Consider the following 15,709-nt stretch of genomic DNA (forward strand, 5'->3'; position numbering starts at 1 on the left):
CCGACCCCGCGCGGGTCGTGTCGTCATGCCGCACACCCTCATCACCCGGCACGACGAGACCCCCGGAGGGCTCACTCACCCATGTCCGTTTTCGCCGACCTGGTCGCAAACCTCGCCGACCTGCTCCAGCCGCTGTTCGGCGCCGGCGCCGCGGCCGCCGCCATCGTCCTGTTCACGGCCCTCGTACGACTCCTCCTCCATCCCCTCTCCCGGGCCGCCGCCCGCGGGCAGAAGGCGCGCGCCGCGTTGCAGCCGAGGATCGACGAGCTGCGCCGCAAGCACGCGCGGAATCCCGAGAAGCTCCAGCGGGCCGTGCTGGAGCTGCACACCGAGGAGAAGGTGTCGCCGCTGTCCGGCTGCCTGCCCAGCCTGTGCCAGCTGCCCGCGTTCTTCCTGCTCTACCACCTCTTCTCCAGCTCCGAGATCGGCGGGCGGGCCAACGAGCTGCTCTCGCACCGGCTGTTCGCCGCCCCGCTCGGCGGACGGTGGGCCGATGCCCTCGGCGACGGCGGGATGCTCGGGGGCGCCGGGCTCGTGTACGTCGGGCTGTTCGCGTTCGTGGCCGCGGTCGCCGCCTTCGGCTACCGGCTCACCAAGCGGTCGACGGCCGCTCGGCCGGTGCTGCCGAGCGGGGACGGGGAGCAGGTGCCGGGGCTGGGCGCGGTCACCAAGGTCATGCCGTTCATGTCCTTCTTCACGCTCGTCACCGTGGCCGTGGTGCCGCTGGCGGCGGCGCTGTACGTGGTGACCAGTACGACGTGGAGCGCGGTGGAACGGGCCGTCCTGTACCGGTGAGCGGGGTCGGGTCCGCCGCCTGCCTACGGTCCAGTACGTGAACGGGGTATTGCGGAGTGGACCGGGACCTTGGAGGATCGACCAGTCCTCCGATGGTTGCGCCACTGCCGCATCAGATCGCACCTCATCGGGCGGGCTGCCCACGATCGAGGGAGTTGGGGATCATGAAGCTGTTGCGAGTCGGTACGGCGGGGTCGGAGCGTCCCGCTCTGCTCGACGCCGACGGGACCCTGCGAGACCTGTCGGGCGTGGTGACGGACATCGACGGAGCGCTCCTCGCCGACGACAGCGCGCTCGGCCGGATACGGGCCGCCGCCGACGCCGGTGAGCTGCCCGCCCTGGACGGCACGGGGCTGCGCGTCGGACCGCCCGTCGGGCGCATCGGCAAGATCGTGTGCATCGGCCTCAACTACCACGACCACGCCCGCGAGACCGGTGCCGAGCCGCCGGCCGAGCCCGTCGTCTTCTTCAAGGCGCCGGACACGGTGGTCGGGCCCGACGACACCGTGCTGGTACCGCGCGGGTCCGTGAAGACCGACTGGGAGGTGGAGCTGGCGGTCGTGATCGGGCGCACGGCCCGCTACCTGGAGTCGGCGGAGGAGGGGCTCGCGTGCGTCGCGGGATACGCGGTCGCGCACGACGTCTCCGAGCGGGAGTTCCAGATCGAACGCGGCGGAACCTGGGACAAGGGCAAGAACTGCGAGACGTTCAACCCATTGGGGCCGTGGCTGGTGACCGCCGACGAGGTGCCCGACCCGCAGCGCCTCTCGCTCCGGCTGTGGGTGAACGGCGAGCTGAAACAGGACGGGACGACCGCGGAGCAGATCTTCCCGGTGGGGGAGGTCGTGCGCTACGTCAGCCAGTTCATGGTCCTGCGCCCCGGTGACGTCATCAACACCGGGACACCGGCGGGGGTGGCGATGGGGCAGCCCGAACCGAAGCCGTACCTGCGGGCCGGGGACGTGGTGGAGCTGGAGATCGAGGGGCTGGGGCGGCAGCGGCAGGAGCTGAAGGACGCCTAGGAGGCGGGAGAGCGGGAGAGCGGGGCGTTCGGGCGGCTGCCGCCCGTCGGAGCCGCGGCGAGTGACGGCGCGCGGAGCGGGCCGGCCGCGGACTCCGCCGCTCCGCCCGCATACCGCCCGGCGGTGACGGGCGGCGGTCGCGGCCCTGCCGCGCAAGGCACGTTGCGCGGCACGGTCGCGACCCCTGCAACGATGCGCCGTGCGGGACGGCGTCGGCCGGTGCGGCTCAGCCCAGCAGCGCGGCCAGCCTCCGCCAGCCCTCCCTCGGCAGGGCGTCGGACGGGCCGTCCTCCACCACCTGTAGGGCCACGTGGTCGGCGCCCGCCTCCCGGAAGGCGGTGATGCGGCGGCGGACGGTGTCCTCGTCGCCCCAGGCGAACACGGCGTCGATCAGGCGGTCGCTGCCGCCGTCCGCGATGTCGGCCTCGGTGAAGCCGAGACGGAGGAAGTTGTTGGTGTAGTTCGGGAACTCCAGGTACCGCGCGAGGTAGGCGCGGGCGGTCGCACGGGCCCGGGCCGGGTCGGACTCCAGGACGACCTTGAACTCCGGGGCCAGCAACGGCCCGGCGCCGAGGGCCTCGCGTGCCTGCGCGGTGTGCTCGGGCGTCACCAGGTACGGGATGGCGCCCGCCGCCCGGTCACGGGACAGCTCCAGCATCTTCGGGCCGAGGGCGGCCAGCACCCGGCGGCCGGCCGGCACCCCCGCCCGGTCCAGGTCGTCCAGGTAGCCGACCATCGTCGAGTACGGGCGGCTGTACTCCTTCACGCGCGGGCCGTGGCTCACGCCGAGCCCGAGCACGAAGCGGCCGGGGTGGGTCACCTCCAGCTCGGCGAAGCGCGCCGCGGTGGCGGACGCCTCGTAGTCCCAGATGCTCTGGATACTGGTGCCGACGACGATCCGCGAGGTCGCCTCGACGAGCGGCGCGGCGTGCCGGGCGGCGCTGTTGCCGCCCAGCCAGACCGCGCCGAACCCGAGTTGCTCCAACTCGGCGACGGCCTCGGCCCGTTCGCCGCTGCGCTCCGCGTCCTCGGAGCGCAGCTGCGCGCTCCAGATGCCGTACCGTCCGACCGATTCCTTCAGGGAAGCCGTCGCGTCGCTCATCGGTTCCGATCCCTCCGCTGGGGCGTCGTGGGTGCCGAGCCGATCACTCGTACTCCACGTGCCAACGGGGGGAGGTCCGTTGATCATTCCCGGCGCCGGTCCTCCGGGTCACAGGTCCAGGAACCGCTCCAGCGCCTCCACCACGAGCCGGTGGTCCTGCAGCTGCGGCAGTCCGGAGACCGTGACCGCGCCGATCACGCCGACGTCCGCCACGATGACGGGGAAGGACCCGCCGTGTGCCGCATAGGTGTCGGGGTCGAGGCGAGAGGACTCCTCGAACGTCGTACCCTTGGCCCGGAAACGGGCGCCCACCAGGTACGACGCGGAGCCGTACCGCTCCACCACCCGGCGCTTGCGGGCGATCCAGGCGTCGTTGTCCGGGGTGGAGCCGGGCAGGGCCGCGTGGAAGAGCTGCTGGCCGGCGCGGTGGATGTCGATGGCGACGGGCGCCTGGCGCTCCCGGGCCAGCTCGACCAGGAGGGAGCCCAGCGCCCAGGCGTCGTCGTGGGTGAACCGGCGGAAGACAAGGCGGCGTTCCTGCGCCTCCAGCTCCTCCACGGTCGGGGTCGGTTCGGGGGTGACCTTCGGGGCCGGCTCGCTGCGGTGCGTCACAGGGTCACCGCCACTCCGTCGCGGGCCGAGCGGCGGGCCGCCTCCAGCACGTCCAGGGCGGCTGCCGCCTCCCGGGCGCTCACCGGATTGGGGCCGCCCTCCAGCAGGGCCCCGGCGACCGCCGCGTAGTAGGCGGGGTAGTCACCGGCGAGCGTCGGCTCCACGCGTCCGCCGCCGGTCACCGGGGACTCGCCGGCGCCCACACGGCCCCACAGCGACTCGTCCTCCTCGCCCCAGCCGGGGCCGGGCCGCTTGCCCTCGCGCAGCGCCGCCTCCTGCGGGTCCAGGCCGTACTTGACGTAGCCCGCCTGCGAGCCGAGCACCCGGAAGCGGGGGCCGAGCTGGGCGGTGGTCGCCGAGACGTAGAGGTGGGAGCGGACGCCACTGGCGTGCGTGATGGCGATGAACGTGTCGTCGTCCGTCTCCGCGCCCGCGCGGCGGACGTCCGCCTCGGCGTACACACCGGTCGCGGGGCCGAAGAGGACGAGGGCCTGGTCGACGACATGGCTGCCGAGGTCGTAGAGCAGACCTCCGATCTCTGCCGGGTCGCCGGACTCCCGCCAGCCGCCCTTCGGCTTCGGCCGCCAGCGCTCGAACCGGGACTCGAACCGCCACACGTCGCCCAGCGCGCCCTCGGACACGAGCTTGCGCAGGGTCAGGAAGTCGTTGTCCCAGCGGCGGTTCTGGAAGACGGAGAGCAGCAGACCGCGCTCCTCGGCCAGCGCCGCCAGCTCGCGCGCCTCGGCCGCGGTGCCCGCGATCGGCTTGTCCACGACGACCGGCAGGCCGGCCTCCAGGGCCCTCGTCGCGAGCGGGACGTGCGTCTTGTTCGGCGACGCGACGACGATCAGGTCCAGGTCGGCGGCCCGGTCGAACAGCTCGTCGGGGGTGGCGACGGTCGTGACGTCCGGGAACTCGGCGCGGGCCTGCTGCTGCCGCTCGGGGTTGGAGGTGACCACCGTGTCCAGGGTCAGTCCCTCGGTGGCGGCGATCAGCGGGGCGTGGAAGACGGAACCCGCGAGGCCGTAGCCGACGAGGCCGACGCGCAGCGGGGTGCCGGGGGGAGTACCAGTCATGGGTCCACTTTCGCAACGCTGTTGCCAAAGTGCAAGCGCCGAGGACAATGGGTGGCGTGAACAGGTCGAACGGTGGCGGTACGGGCGCGCGGCGCGGCGGCGGGCGGGGCACTGCGGCGGGCAGCGGGCCGGGGGTCGCGGAGGGCGGCACGCGGAAGGCCCCGGACGGCACCACCCGTCCGCTCCAGGGCGCGGGCGGCGGGGCCAACCTGCTCGCCCTGCGCACCCACAACACCGCCCTCGTGCTCGACCTGCTGCGTACGGCCGGCGCGGAGGGCATCAGCCGGCTCGAACTCGCCGAGCGGACCGGGCTCACCCCGCAGGCGGTCAGCAAGATCACGGCTCGGCTGCGGGAGGACGGGCTCGCCGCCGAGGCGGGGCGCCGCGCGTCCACGGGTGGCAAGCCGCGCACGGTACTGCGCCTGGTCCCGGAGGCGGGGCACGCGCTCGGTGTGCATCTGGACCGGGACGAGCTGCGGGCGGTGCTGGTCGACCTCAAGGGCACCGTGGTGGGGGAGCGGCGGACCCCGCTGGACCTGGGGGCGGGCGCGGAGGCCGTGGTCGCGGGGGTGGCGCGGGAGGCGGAGGGGCTGGTGGCGGAGGTGCTCCGACCGCCGGGCGGGCCCGGTTCCGGCACGGCTCGGCGGTTGCCGGGCGGACGCCCTTCCGGTGCCGGTCACCAGGCGTCGGACCAGTCCGGTCCCGGGGACGATCGCCGGGCGGCGGGCGGGCCTTTTCCGGGTGCCGGTCACCTGGCGTCGGACGGGTGTGCTCGGGGTGCCGGTCACCTGGCGTCGGACGGGTCTGCGCAGGATGCCGGTCACCGGGCGTCGGACGGGTCTGTTCCGGGTGCCGGTCACGGGTCGACGGGCGGATTCGTTCCCGGGGCCGGTCACCAGGCGTCGGACCCGTCCGTTCCCGGGGTCGATCGCAGGGCGTCGGACCCGTCCGTTCCCGGCACCGCGCATCAGTCGTCGGTCGGCTCGGCTCCCGGCGTCCCCGCCCTGCCGCCGGACGGTCCCCTTGCCTGGGCCCCCACCCTCCTCGGCCTCGGGGTCGCCCTCCCGGGCCCTCTGGACCACGTCCGGGGCGTACTGCACCGGGTCACCGGCTTCCCCGAGTGGGACGGCTTCCCGCTGCGGGACGCGCTGGCGCGGCGGCTCGGGGTGCCGGTCGTCGTCGACAAGGACACCAACGCGGCGGCGCTCGGGCTCACGGTCGCCGGCGAGGGCGGTTCCTTCGCCTACCTGCACCTCGGTACCGGCCTCGGCGCCGGCCTCGTGATCGGCGGCAGCGTGCACCGGGGCGCCCGGACCGGCGCCGGCGAGTTCGGGCACCAGGTCGTCCAGCTGGACGGGCCGCCCTGCACCTGCGGCGCCCGCGGCTGCATCGAGGCCCTGTGCCTGGGTGCCGTCGCCCGCGGCGACCTCGCCGAGGCGGCCCGGGTGCTGGGCGCGGGGGCGGCCAACCTGGCCGGGCTGCTCGACATCGACCTCGTCCTGCTCGGCGGCCGTACCGTCGCCGCCGCGCCCGACGCCTTCGTCCACGGGGTCGGCGCGGTCCTGGACGCCCGCGCCCGACGCGAGGGCGGGCACGAGGGTGCCGTACCGGTACGGATCGCGCCCGGGGGGACGCGCGGGGTCGCGGAGGGCGCCGCCCAGCTGCTGCTGGCGCCGCTGTTCGGGCGGGGGGACGGCTGACCCGTACTCCCGGCCCGGTGTCGCGGCGCAAGGCGGGTGCGCCGAACGAAGGCACCGCCGCGGCCGTTCGGGGTGCGCTCCCCGAACGGCGGTCCCGTGGGCCGGAACCCTCCGCCACGCTCATGTGTTCATGCGACTGTTCACGCCCGCGTCCCCCTGTCTGGCGGCAGCAGCAGCCCTCCTCGCCGCGTCCGCGCCCGCCGTCCCGGCGCCGGCCGAGTCCGTCGTCCCCGCGTCCGCTGCGGCGCCTGCCGTGCTCCCGTCCGTCGTCCCGGCGTCGGCCGCGTTTGCCGTCCCCGCGTCTGCTGCGGTCCGTGCCGTGCTCCCGTCCGCCGCCCCGGCGCCGGCCTCGCCCGCCGTCCCTGCGCCGACGGCGCCCGTCGTCCCCGCTTCGGCCGCGCCGGTCGTCCCGGCGTCGGCCGCGTTTGCCGTCCCCGCGTCTGCTGCGGTCCCTGCCGCGTTCCCGTCCGCCGCCCCCGTACCCGCCGCCCCCGCGTCGGAGGCGCTCCCGTCCGCCGACCCCGCGTCCGCCGTGCCCGCGTCGGCCGCCTCCGTAGCGGCCGTCCCCGTGGCGGCCTCCGCCTCCGCCCCGGCGTCCCCCCGGGCCGCCCCCCTGCCCGCCTGCGCAACCCCCGACGACAGCACCTTCCCCCTCACCACCCGCATCCACGGCGGCCCCGCCGCCTACGCACCCGGTGGCGGCCACGGCACCTGGTACCTGGACCTCACCAACACCACCTCCCGCACCTGCGAGGGCGTCCATCCGGTCGTCGTCCTCGTCGACGCCGAACGCGCCCTGAAGCCGTCCCAGCCCCGACTGGAGTTCTACGACGGCGCCCGCCGGCACCCCGTCGCCCTGGAGGCGACCGACGAGGACGAGCTGATCGGCGCCTTCGACGGCGAGGACGCCGGCTTCGCCGGCTTCACCGTCGGCCCCGGACGGACCCTCGGCGTGAAGGTGCGGCTCGCGTTCGCCGCGGACACCGTGCCCAACGAGGTGACCGTCAAGGCGGCCGTCGTCCAGCGCCGCGGCGGCGACGGGGACTGGATCGGCCAGTCGGACGACTACCGCTTCCGGGTCGAGGGCGGCGATTCCGCCGCCGCCCGGACCTCCGAGCCGATGACGCCCTCCGTCGCCGCCACCCCCGACGGCACGGGCGCCGGGTTCCCGTTCGCCGACGAACTCGCCGGCACCGGCTTCGGCCGCATCGGCACGGCCCTGGCCGCCGTCGTGCTGCTGCTCGGCGCCGGAAGCGCGGCCGTACTGCTGGGCCGCAGACGCCGCTGAGGCGGCCGGACCCCGGGGGGCCCAAGGAGGCGGCGGGTGCCGTCTGCGACGATCCCTGCGTGGACTACCCGAACGACCAGGCCCCCGGCGCCCCCGTCCGCTCCGGGATCCCGGAGCACGGCCGTGTGCCGAAGTACTACGCCGTGAAGGCGCGGATCGCCCGACTCGTCGACGAACTGGGGGAGGGCAGCGCCATCCCCACCGAACGCGATCTCTCCGAGCGGTACGAGGTCGCCCGCGAGACCGTCCGGCAGGCCCTGCGCGAACTGGTGCTGGAGGGCAGGCTGCGCCGGCAGGGGCGCGGCACGGTGGTCGCGGGCCCCAAGCTGGAGCAGCCGCTGTCCCTGGCCAGCTACACCGAGGGCGTCCGGCGCCAGGGACGCACCCCCGGCCGCACGCTCGTCACCCTCGACCGCTTCCCCTGCCCCGAGGCGCTCGCCGCGGAGACCGGCCTCACGCGCGGTGAGCCCGTGTGGCACCTGGAGCGCGTGCTGCTCGCCGACGACGAGCGGGTCGGCCTGGAGAGCACGTACGTCGCGGTGGCCCGGGTGCCCCGCCTGGACGCCGACTTCGACCCCGACTCGTCCTTCTACGCCTTCCTCCACCGCCAGGGCATCGCCTTCGGCGACGCCGACGAACGCATCGAGACCGTGCTCGCCACCCCGCGCGAGGCCCTGCTCATCGGGACCCCGCCGGCCCTGCCGATGCTGCTCATCCACCGCGTCTCCCGGGACACCGACGGCCGCCCGCTGGAGCGGGTGCGCACGCTCTACCGGGGCGACCGGTTCTCGTTCACCACCCACCTGCGCGGCTGAAAAACGCCTGCACCCACCCACCTTTTATTGTCACGAAAAGATAACGGGTCTAGCCCAAACGTGATGCCCAGTTCACGCTCTCGTTGTCAGCCGGATTCCTCCGGTTCCCCGATGCCAAGGAGCGTGGCGGTCGTGAGAGTGATAGTCGTCGGAGCCGGCGTGGTGGGCACCATGCACGCCTGGCACGCAGTGGAACGCGGCCACGAGGTCGTACAGATCGAACGCGAGAAGGAGGCCCGCGGCGCTTCGCTGCGCAATTTCGGCCAGATCTGGGTGAGTGGCCGCGCGGGCGGCGAGGAGCTGGAGACCGCGCTGCGGGCGCGGGAGCTGTGGGAGGAGATCGGCGGCCGGATCCCGGCCCTGGGCTTCCGCCCCAACGGCTCCCTGACCCCGGTCCGCGGCGACCTCGAACGCGCCGTCGCCGAGGCCGCCGTGGCCCGCCCGGACGCCGCCGCCCGCGGCTACAAGCTGCTCACGCCCGGTGAGGCCCGCACCCTCAACCCCGCCCTGCGCGGCGAGTTCGACGCCGCCCTGTACTGCGAGCGGGACGCGGCCGTCGAACCGCGCACCGCCCAGCTCGCCCTGCGCGCCGAACTGCACAGGTCCCCGAACTACACGTTCCTGCCCGGCCGCGAGGTCCGGGACGTGATCGGGGAGAACGCCGTACGCGACGACCACGGCGACACCCACACCGGCGACGTCGTCGTCCTGTGCACCGGCGCCTGGCTCGGCGGCCTCGTCCGCGAACTGGCCGGACCGGACCTGCCCGTGCGCCGCGTCCGCCTGCAGATGATGCAGACCGACCCCCTCGGCGAGCCGCTGACCACCTCGGTCGCCGACGCCGACAGCTTCCGCTACTACCCCGCGTACCGCTCGCCCGCCCTGGACGAGCTGAACGCCCGGCAGCCGCAGCCGGCCACGGCCGCGGAGCACGCCATGCAGCTGCTGATGGTCCAGCGCGCCGACGGCGGACTGACCATCGGCGACACCCACGAGTACGAGCACCCCTTCGCCTTCGACACCCTCGAGGACCCCTACGAGCACCTGACCGGCGTCGTCGAGTCCCTCCTCGGCCGGCCGCTGCCGAGGATCCGGCGCCGCTGGGCCGGCGTGTACGCGCAGTGCACCGACCCGAGCCGGGTCGTGCACCGCCAGCGGGTCCGCGACGGCGTGTGGCTGGTCACCGGGCCCGGCGGGCGCGGCATGACCTGCTCGCCCGCGATAGCCGAAACCACCGCGAACGAACTGGGCTGGTGAAACCCATGACCTCCCCGACCCCCTCCCAGGCCCCCGAAGACATCCGTCTCGTCGTCCTCGACATGGCCGGCACCACCGTCGCCGACGGCGGCCTCGTCGAACGCGCCTTCGACACCGCCGCCCGCGAACTGGGCGTCGAACCCGGCACCCCCGACCACGCCGGGAAGCTCGACTACGTCCGCGCCACGATGGGCGAATCCAAGATCTCCGTGTTCCGGCACCTCTTCGGCGACGAGGAGCGCGCCCGGCGGGCCAACGCCGCCTTCGAGAAGGCGTACGGCGAACTCGTCGACGGCGGCCTGATCGCCCCCGTCCCCGGGGCCCGCGAGACGATCGAGGAACTCCTCGCCGGCGGCCGGACCGTCGTCCTGACCACCGGCTTCGCCCGCGTCACCCAGGACGCCATCCTCGACGCGCTGGGCTGGCGGGACCTGGTGCCGCTCACCCTGTGCCCCGCCGACGCCGGCGGGCGCGGGCGGCCGTACCCGGACATGGTGCTGGAGGCGTTCCTGCGCACGAAGGCCGCCGACGGCGTCACGCAGGTCGCCGTCGTCGGGGACACCTCCTACGACGTGCTCAGCGGCGTACGGGCCGGCGCCGGGCTGGTCGCCGGGGTGCGCACCGGAGCCCACCGCGACGACGCCTTCCGCGAGGCCGGCGCCGGCCACGTCCTGGACTCCGTCGCCGATCTGCCGGCCCTCCTGCGAGGAGCCGGCTGATGGGTATCCGCTTCGACGCGGTCACCGTCGCCTACGACGGCAACGTCGTGCTCGACGCCCTGGACCTCACCGTCGCACCCGGCGAGGTCATGGCGCTGCTCGGGCCGTCCGGATCCGGCAAGACCACCGCCCTGCGGGCGGTCGCCGGGTTCGTACGGCCCGCCTCCGGGCGGGTCTTCCTCGGCGACCGCGACGTCACCGACCTGCCGCCGCACCGGCGCGGCATCGGCATGGTCGTCCAGCAGTACGCCCTGTTCCCGCACATGCGCGTCGAGGACAACGTCGCCTTCGGCCTGAAGGCCCGCAAGGTCCCCAGGGCCGAGATCCGCACCCGCGTCGCCGAGGCGCTGGAGATGACCGGCATGGGCGCCTACGCCCGCCGCCACCCGCGTGAGCTGTCCGGAGGACAGCAGCAGCGCGTGGCCATCGCCCGCGCCCTCGCGATCCGCCCGGACGTCCTCCTCCTCGACGAGCCGCTGTCCGCGCTCGACGCCCAGCTGCGCTCCGGCATGCTCGCCGAGCTCGCCCGGCTGCACCGCGAGCTGCCCGACGTGTCGATCCTCTACGTCACCCACGACCAGGTCGAGGCGCTCACCCTCGCCGACCGGATCGCGGTGATGGACAAGGCGAAGCTGCGCGCATGCGGGACGCCGAGGGAGCTGTACCGGGCGCCCACGGACGAGTTCACGGCGTCGTTCGTGGGCGGCGCGAATCTCCTGCCGGTGACCGTGGGGGCGACCGGGGTCCGCCTGGGGGAGGCGGAGCTGAAGGCCGACACGGCGGGCGCGGCCGTCGGCGCACGGGCGACACTGTGCGTCCGACCGCACCTGGTCGGTCTCGGTGAAGGGCCCAACCGGCTCACGGGCACGCTCTCGGAGATCCAGTGGCGCGGTGCCACGCACCGGCTGTACGTCGAGGTGGACGGCCACCGGGTCATGGCCGACCTGCGCGAGCTGCGCGATCCGCCGGGGCTCGGTGACGAGGTGACGCTGCACTTCGCGCCGGACGACGCGGTACTGCTGCCCGCAGGGGTGGGCCATGACTGAGGCCGTGCGGGAAGTACGGGCCGTCCGTGGCCGGCCGGGCGCGCCCGGCGGCAGCCGGAGACCGAGCACGGCCCCGCGCCCCTCCGCGACGCGGCTGCTGTGGGCCCTTCCTCCCGTGGCGCTGCTCGCCCTCGTCTTCCTCTACCCCCTCGCCCTCGTCGTCCAGCAGTCCTTCCAGCCCGACACCGGCGGCACCTCCGTGCAGCCGTACGCCGACGTCTTCGCCTCGGAGGCGTTCCGCGAGGCACTGTGGACCACGGTGTGGCTGGCCCTGGGCTCGACCGCCGGATGCCTGGTGCTCGGCTTCGCGCTGGCGCTGGTCATCGCCTTCGTGCCGTTCCCCGGAGCGCGGGCGGTGTCGCGGTTCATCGACGTCTTCCTGTCCTTCCCGTCCTTCCTGATCACGCTGGCACTGCTGTTCATCTACGGCACGGTCGGCATGGCCAACGGACTGTGGACGGACGTCACCGGAGCCGCCGAGGGACCCTTCCAGTTCCTCACCACGCCCTGGGGCGTGCTGCTCGCCGAGATCACGTACTTCACGCCGTTCGTGATGCGCCCGCTGCTCGCCGCGTTCTCGCAGCTCGACACCGCGCAGCTGGAGGCGGCCAGTTCACTCGGCGCCCGGGCGCCGAGGATCATCCGGCAGGTCGTCCTGCCCGAGGCGCTGCCCGCCCTCGCGGCCGGCGGCAGCCTCGTCCTCGTCCTGTGCCTCAACGAGTTCGGCATCGTGCTCTTCACCGGCGCCAAGGGCGTCACGACCCTGCCGATGCTCGTCTACGGCAAGGCGATCCTGGAGTCCGACTACCCGGGCGCCTGCGTGGTCGCCGTCGTCAACGTCCTGATCTCCGTGGGCCTCTACGGCCTCTACCGGGTGGTGAGCCGCCGTGCTGGTGCATAGCCGCAAGGCCAAGTGGGCCGTGTGGGCGCTCTTCCTGCTCCTCTTCGTGCCCCTCTTCGCCCTTCCGCTCCTCGTCGTGCTCGGCGCCTCCTTCGCCACGAACTGGTCGAGCGTGCTGCCGTCGGGCCTGACGGCAGCCAACTACCAGGCGGCCACCCGCGGCGAGGCCCTCCAGGCGCTCACCACCAGCCTGGTCACCGCCGTCACCGCGAGCCTGCTCGCACTGGCCGCCGGCACCTGGGCCGCGCTCGCCGCCGCCGCGTTGGGGAAACGGCACCGGAAGGTGATGGACGCCCTGTTCGTGCTGCCGGTCGCCGTGCCCTCCGTCGTCGTGGGCCTCGCGATCCTGGTCGCCTTCTCCCAGCCGCCGATGCTCCTCAACGGCACCCGCTGGATCGTGATCATCGCCCACACGGTCCTGGTCACCGCCTTCGCCCACCAGTCGGTGTCCGCCGCGATCACCCGCCTCGATCCGGCCTACGAGCAGGCCGCCGCCTCCCTCGGCGCCCGCCCCGCCCACGTCCTGTTCCGGGTCAAGCTGCCCCTGCTGCTGCCGTCCCTCACCGCGGCGGCCGGCCTCTGCTTCGCCCTGTCCATGGGCGAGCTGAGCGCCACGATGATGCTCTACCCGCCCGACTGGACCCCGCTGCCGGTCCTGATCTACGCCTCCACCGACCGTGGCGCCCTCTTCACCGGCTCCGCGATCGCCGTGGTCCTGATGGCGGCCACCCTGCTGGTGCTGTTCGCCGTCTCGCGGATCCGCACCAGGGCCTCGTACCGCTGACCCACCCGTCACCCCGTGCAAGGAGTTCACCTCGCCATGCCCAAGAACGCCCGCAAGCCGCTCGCCGCCCTCTGCGTCCTCGCCCTCCCCCTCACCGCCTGCGGCGGCAACTCCGCCGCCTCCGACGAGAACGTCGTCACCGTCTACAGCGCCGACGGCCTCAAGGGCGAGAACGGCGACGGCTGGTACGACCAGGTCTTCAAGGACTTCGAGAAGGAGACCGGCATCAAGGTCGAGTACGTCGAGGGCGGATCCGGCGAGATGGTCCAGCGTGCCGCCCGCGAGAAGCGCAACCCGCAGGCCGACGTCCTCGTCACCCTCCCGCCGTTCATCCAGCAGGCCGACACCAAGGGCCTGCTGCAGAAGTACGCCCCCGAGGGCGCCGACCAGGTCAGCGGCGCCGACAAGGCCGCGAACGGCACCTGGACCGCCGTCGTCAACAACTACTTCGGCTTCATCCACAACAAGAAGGAGCTGAAGCAGGCCCCCGCCACCTGGGAGGACCTGCTCGACGGCACGTACAGGAACAAGCTCCAGTACTCCACCCCCGGCGTCGCCGGCGACGGCACCGCCGTCCTCATCAAGGCCATGCACGACTTCGGCGGCGAGAAGCCGGCCATGGAGTACCTGAAGAAGCTCCAGGCCAACAACGTCGGCCCGTCCGCCTCCACCGGCAAGCTCGCACCCAAGGTCGACAAGGGTGAACTGCTCGTCGCCAACGGCGACGTCCAGATGAACTACGCCCAGTCCAAGTCCATGCCGAACCTCGGCATCTGGTTCCCGGCCCGCGAGGGCGGCAGGCCCACCACCTTCGCCCTGCCGTACGCGGCCGGCCTGGTCACCAAGGCCCCGCACGGCGAGAACGGCAAGAAGCTCCTCGACCACCTGCTCAGCCGGAAGGCGCAGACGCAGGTCAGCGAGATCGGTGGCGGTTTCGCGGCCCGTCAGGACGTCAAGGCCACCGACGCCGACGCCATCGCCCTCGACAAGCTGATGAACGGCGTGGAGATCTTCGAGCCCGACTGGAACGACATCGAGAAGAACCTCACGTCGTACGTCGACGCCTGGAAGGAGGCGACCGGAAGCTGACCCGCACCGGGCCGTTCCGCCAAGATCCGGCTCTGTTTAGGCTGGGGCGCACGCAGGACCGCGTACGGCAGGAGATCCCGCACATGGCAGACCGCAAGCCCATCGAGTCGTGGCTCACCGACATGGACGGGGTGCTCATCCACGAGGGCGTACCGATTCCCGGAGCCGACGCCTTCATCAAGAAGCTGCGTGAGTCCGGCAAGCCCTTCCTGGTCCTCACCAACAACTCCATCTACACCCCGCGCGACCTGCACGCCCGGCTGCGCCGCATGGGCCTGGAGGTGCCGGTCGAGTCCATCTGGACCTCGGCGCTGGCCACCGCCAAGTTCCTGGACGACCAGCGGCCCGGCGGCTCGGCGTACGTCATCGGCGAGGCCGGCCTGACCACGGCCCTGCACGACATCGGATACATCCTCACCGACCACGACCCCGACTACGTGGTCCTCGGAGAGACCCGCACCTACTCCTTCGAGGCCATGACCAAGGCGGTGCGGCTGATCAACGCAGGCGCTCGCTTCATCTGCACCAACCCCGACGAGACCGGGCCCTCCACCGAGGGCCCGCTCCCGGCGACCGGTGCGGTGGCCGCGCTGATCACCAAGGCGACCGGCAAGCAGCCCTACTTCGCGGGCAAGCCCAACCCGCTGATGATGCGCACCGGGCTCAACGCGATCGGCGCCCACTCCGAGTCCAGCGCGATGATCGGCGACCGCATGGACACCGACGTGCTGGCCGGCATCGAGGCCGGGATGCAGACGTTCCTCGTGCTCACCGGCCTGACCCGGCCCGAGCAGGTCGAGGACTTCCCTTACCGCCCGTCCAAGGTCGTGGACTCCATCGCGGACCTCGTCGACCGCGTCTGAAACCTCCGGACCGCCGTCGTAACCCGTTCGGAGCAGTCCGACCCCCGCACCGGATGCGGGGGCCGGACCGGCGGGGGAGCCTCCAGGTAACTGGAGGTACACGATGGGCCCACTGAAAGTCACTCTCTGTGCCGGAGCCGTGCTCGCCGCGGTCCTCGGCCCGCCGGCGCACGCGGTGGACGGAGGCGGTGTCTCGGTGACTCCGTCCTCGCCCGCACCCGGCACCTACGTCACGCTCCGCGTGGCCGACTGCACCGGGAGCACGGCCGTCGCCGGATCGGCGGCGTTCACCGGCGACGTACGGCTCGCGCCGTCCGGCCCGGACAGCGCCTTCGTCGGATCCGGCCGGGTCCGCCCCACCACGCAGCCCGGTGCGTACGCCGTGCGGGTCAGGTGCGGCACGGCCGACCGCACGGGCACCGTCACGGTCGGCGAGAAGGCACCCCGGCCGGGCGCGCCGGCCTCTCCGGTGGCCCCCGTGGCGGCGGGCGGCGGCGGAGCCGCGCGGCTGGCCGCCACGGACGCCCGCGCCGAGACCCCCGGCACCGCGCACACGGTGATCGGCCTGGTTCTCGCGGGGGTCGCGGCGGTGGCCGTCGCACTGCGCAGCGCCCGCCGCCGGAGCCGCGGAACGGACTGA

16 protein-coding genes are annotated in these 15,709 nt (G+C 73.6%); 13 read left to right on the forward strand and 3 right to left on the reverse strand.

Annotation, left to right across the window (positions count from 1 at the left end; all coding sequences use genetic code 11):
- Positions 1–81: 81 nt before the first annotated feature.
- Together IE260_RS04820 and IE260_RS04825 are read left to right on the forward strand one after the other, a co-directional pair.
- On the forward strand, positions 82–795 hold the full coding sequence (locus IE260_RS04820) for a YidC/Oxa1 family membrane protein insertase (RefSeq protein ID WP_189869201.1): 714 nt from the start codon (positions 82–84) through the stop codon (positions 793–795).
- 164 nt (positions 796–959) lie between these two features.
- The gene (locus tag IE260_RS04825; protein WP_189869202.1) at positions 960–1,817 is read left to right on the forward strand and encodes a fumarylacetoacetate hydrolase family protein; all 858 of its coding nucleotides are present in this window, start codon (positions 960–962) and stop codon (positions 1,815–1,817) included.
- 226 nt (positions 1,818–2,043) lie between these two features.
- On the opposite strand, the gene IE260_RS04830 is transcribed toward IE260_RS04825, so the two are convergent.
- The 3 genes from IE260_RS04830 to IE260_RS04840 form a co-directional block, all read right to left on the reverse strand.
- A complete protein-coding gene (locus tag IE260_RS04830) occupies positions 2,044–2,919 on the reverse strand; it encodes an LLM class F420-dependent oxidoreductase (RefSeq protein WP_189869203.1) in 876 nt (291 codons plus the stop codon).
- A gap of 108 nt (positions 2,920–3,027) precedes the next feature.
- A complete protein-coding gene (locus IE260_RS04835) occupies positions 3,028–3,531 on the reverse strand; it encodes a heme-degrading domain-containing protein (protein WP_189869204.1) in 504 nt (167 codons plus the stop codon).
- Positions 3,528–4,607: a Gfo/Idh/MocA family protein gene (locus IE260_RS04840; protein WP_189869205.1), complete on the reverse strand. Its 1,080-nt coding sequence runs from the start codon at positions 4,605–4,607 to the stop codon at positions 3,528–3,530. The genes IE260_RS04835 and IE260_RS04840 overlap by 4 nt, the downstream gene beginning before the upstream one ends.
- A 209-nt stretch (positions 4,608–4,816) precedes the next feature.
- Between IE260_RS04840 and IE260_RS42765 the strand changes: the two genes are divergently transcribed.
- From IE260_RS42765 to IE260_RS04895, 11 genes are all read left to right on the forward strand, one after another.
- The gene (locus tag IE260_RS42765; RefSeq protein WP_189869412.1) at positions 4,817–6,307 is read left to right on the forward strand and encodes an ROK family transcriptional regulator; all 1,491 of its coding nucleotides are present in this window, start codon (positions 4,817–4,819) and stop codon (positions 6,305–6,307) included.
- Positions 6,308–6,437: 130 nt separating this feature from the next.
- A complete protein-coding gene (locus IE260_RS42770; protein ID WP_308434639.1) occupies positions 6,438–7,595 on the forward strand; it encodes a hypothetical protein in 1,158 nt (385 codons plus the stop codon).
- Between the two features lie 59 nt (positions 7,596–7,654).
- A complete protein-coding gene (locus IE260_RS04855; protein ID WP_189869206.1) occupies positions 7,655–8,410 on the forward strand; it encodes a GntR family transcriptional regulator in 756 nt (251 codons plus the stop codon).
- A 132-nt stretch (positions 8,411–8,542) separates the two neighbouring features.
- A complete protein-coding gene (locus IE260_RS04860) occupies positions 8,543–9,667 on the forward strand; it encodes a TIGR03364 family FAD-dependent oxidoreductase (RefSeq protein WP_189869207.1) in 1,125 nt (374 codons plus the stop codon).
- 5 nt (positions 9,668–9,672) lie between these two features.
- Entirely contained in the window at positions 9,673–10,386 is a 714-nt protein-coding gene (locus IE260_RS04865) for an HAD family hydrolase (protein WP_189869208.1), read from the forward strand.
- Positions 10,386–11,432, forward strand: coding sequence for an ABC transporter ATP-binding protein (locus tag IE260_RS04870; protein ID WP_189869209.1), 1,047 nt, complete (start codon positions 10,386–10,388; stop codon positions 11,430–11,432). Before IE260_RS04865 ends, IE260_RS04870 begins: the two co-directional genes overlap by 1 nt.
- Positions 11,425–12,333, forward strand: a complete 909-nt coding sequence (locus tag IE260_RS04875; RefSeq protein ID WP_189869210.1) for a 2-aminoethylphosphonate ABC transporter permease subunit — start codon at positions 11,425–11,427, stop codon at positions 12,331–12,333. Before IE260_RS04870 ends, IE260_RS04875 begins: the two co-directional genes overlap by 8 nt.
- Complete coding sequence (locus IE260_RS04880) at positions 12,320–13,117, forward strand: ABC transporter permease (RefSeq protein ID WP_189869211.1); 798 nt, start codon at positions 12,320–12,322, stop codon at positions 13,115–13,117. Before IE260_RS04875 ends, IE260_RS04880 begins: the two co-directional genes overlap by 14 nt.
- A gap of 36 nt (positions 13,118–13,153) precedes the next feature.
- Positions 13,154–14,206, forward strand: coding sequence for a 2-aminoethylphosphonate ABC transporter substrate-binding protein (locus IE260_RS04885; protein ID WP_189869212.1), 1,053 nt, complete (start codon positions 13,154–13,156; stop codon positions 14,204–14,206).
- An 83-nt stretch (positions 14,207–14,289) separates the two neighbouring features.
- Positions 14,290–15,069 (forward strand): HAD-IIA family hydrolase, encoded by a 780-nt coding sequence (locus tag IE260_RS04890; protein WP_189869213.1) that lies wholly within the window; start codon positions 14,290–14,292, stop codon positions 15,067–15,069.
- Between the two features lie 103 nt (positions 15,070–15,172).
- On the forward strand, positions 15,173–15,709 hold the full coding sequence (locus IE260_RS04895; RefSeq protein WP_189869214.1) for a hypothetical protein: 537 nt from the start codon (positions 15,173–15,175) through the stop codon (positions 15,707–15,709).

This window comes from Streptomyces viridiviolaceus (assembly GCF_014650995.1).
Taxonomy (GTDB): domain Bacteria; phylum Actinomycetota; class Actinomycetes; order Streptomycetales; family Streptomycetaceae; genus Streptomyces; species Streptomyces viridiviolaceus.

Coding starts and splice junctions, on each gene's coding strand:
- IE260_RS04885 (WP_189869212.1), top strand. CDS start 13,154: ATGCCCAAGAACGCCCGCAAGCCGCTCGCCGCCCTCTGCGTCCTCGCC.
- IE260_RS42770 (WP_308434639.1), top strand. CDS start 6,438: ATGCGACTGTTCACGCCCGCGTCCCCCTGTCTGGCGGCAGCAGCAGCC.
- IE260_RS04825 (WP_189869202.1), top strand. CDS start 960: ATGAAGCTGTTGCGAGTCGGTACGGCGGGGTCGGAGCGTCCCGCTCTG.
- IE260_RS04890 (WP_189869213.1), top strand. CDS start 14,290: ATGGCAGACCGCAAGCCCATCGAGTCGTGGCTCACCGACATGGACGGG.
- IE260_RS04830 (WP_189869203.1), bottom strand. CDS start 2,919: ATGAGCGACGCGACGGCTTCCCTGAAGGAATCGGTCGGACGGTACGGC.
- IE260_RS04875 (WP_189869210.1), top strand. CDS start 11,425: ATGACTGAGGCCGTGCGGGAAGTACGGGCCGTCCGTGGCCGGCCGGGC.
- IE260_RS04865 (WP_189869208.1), top strand. CDS start 9,673: ATGACCTCCCCGACCCCCTCCCAGGCCCCCGAAGACATCCGTCTCGTC.
- IE260_RS04895 (WP_189869214.1), top strand. CDS start 15,173: ATGGGCCCACTGAAAGTCACTCTCTGTGCCGGAGCCGTGCTCGCCGCG.
- IE260_RS04820 (WP_189869201.1), top strand. CDS start 82: ATGTCCGTTTTCGCCGACCTGGTCGCAAACCTCGCCGACCTGCTCCAG.
- IE260_RS04870 (WP_189869209.1), top strand. CDS start 10,386: ATGGGTATCCGCTTCGACGCGGTCACCGTCGCCTACGACGGCAACGTC.
- IE260_RS04840 (WP_189869205.1), bottom strand. CDS start 4,607: ATGACTGGTACTCCCCCCGGCACCCCGCTGCGCGTCGGCCTCGTCGGC.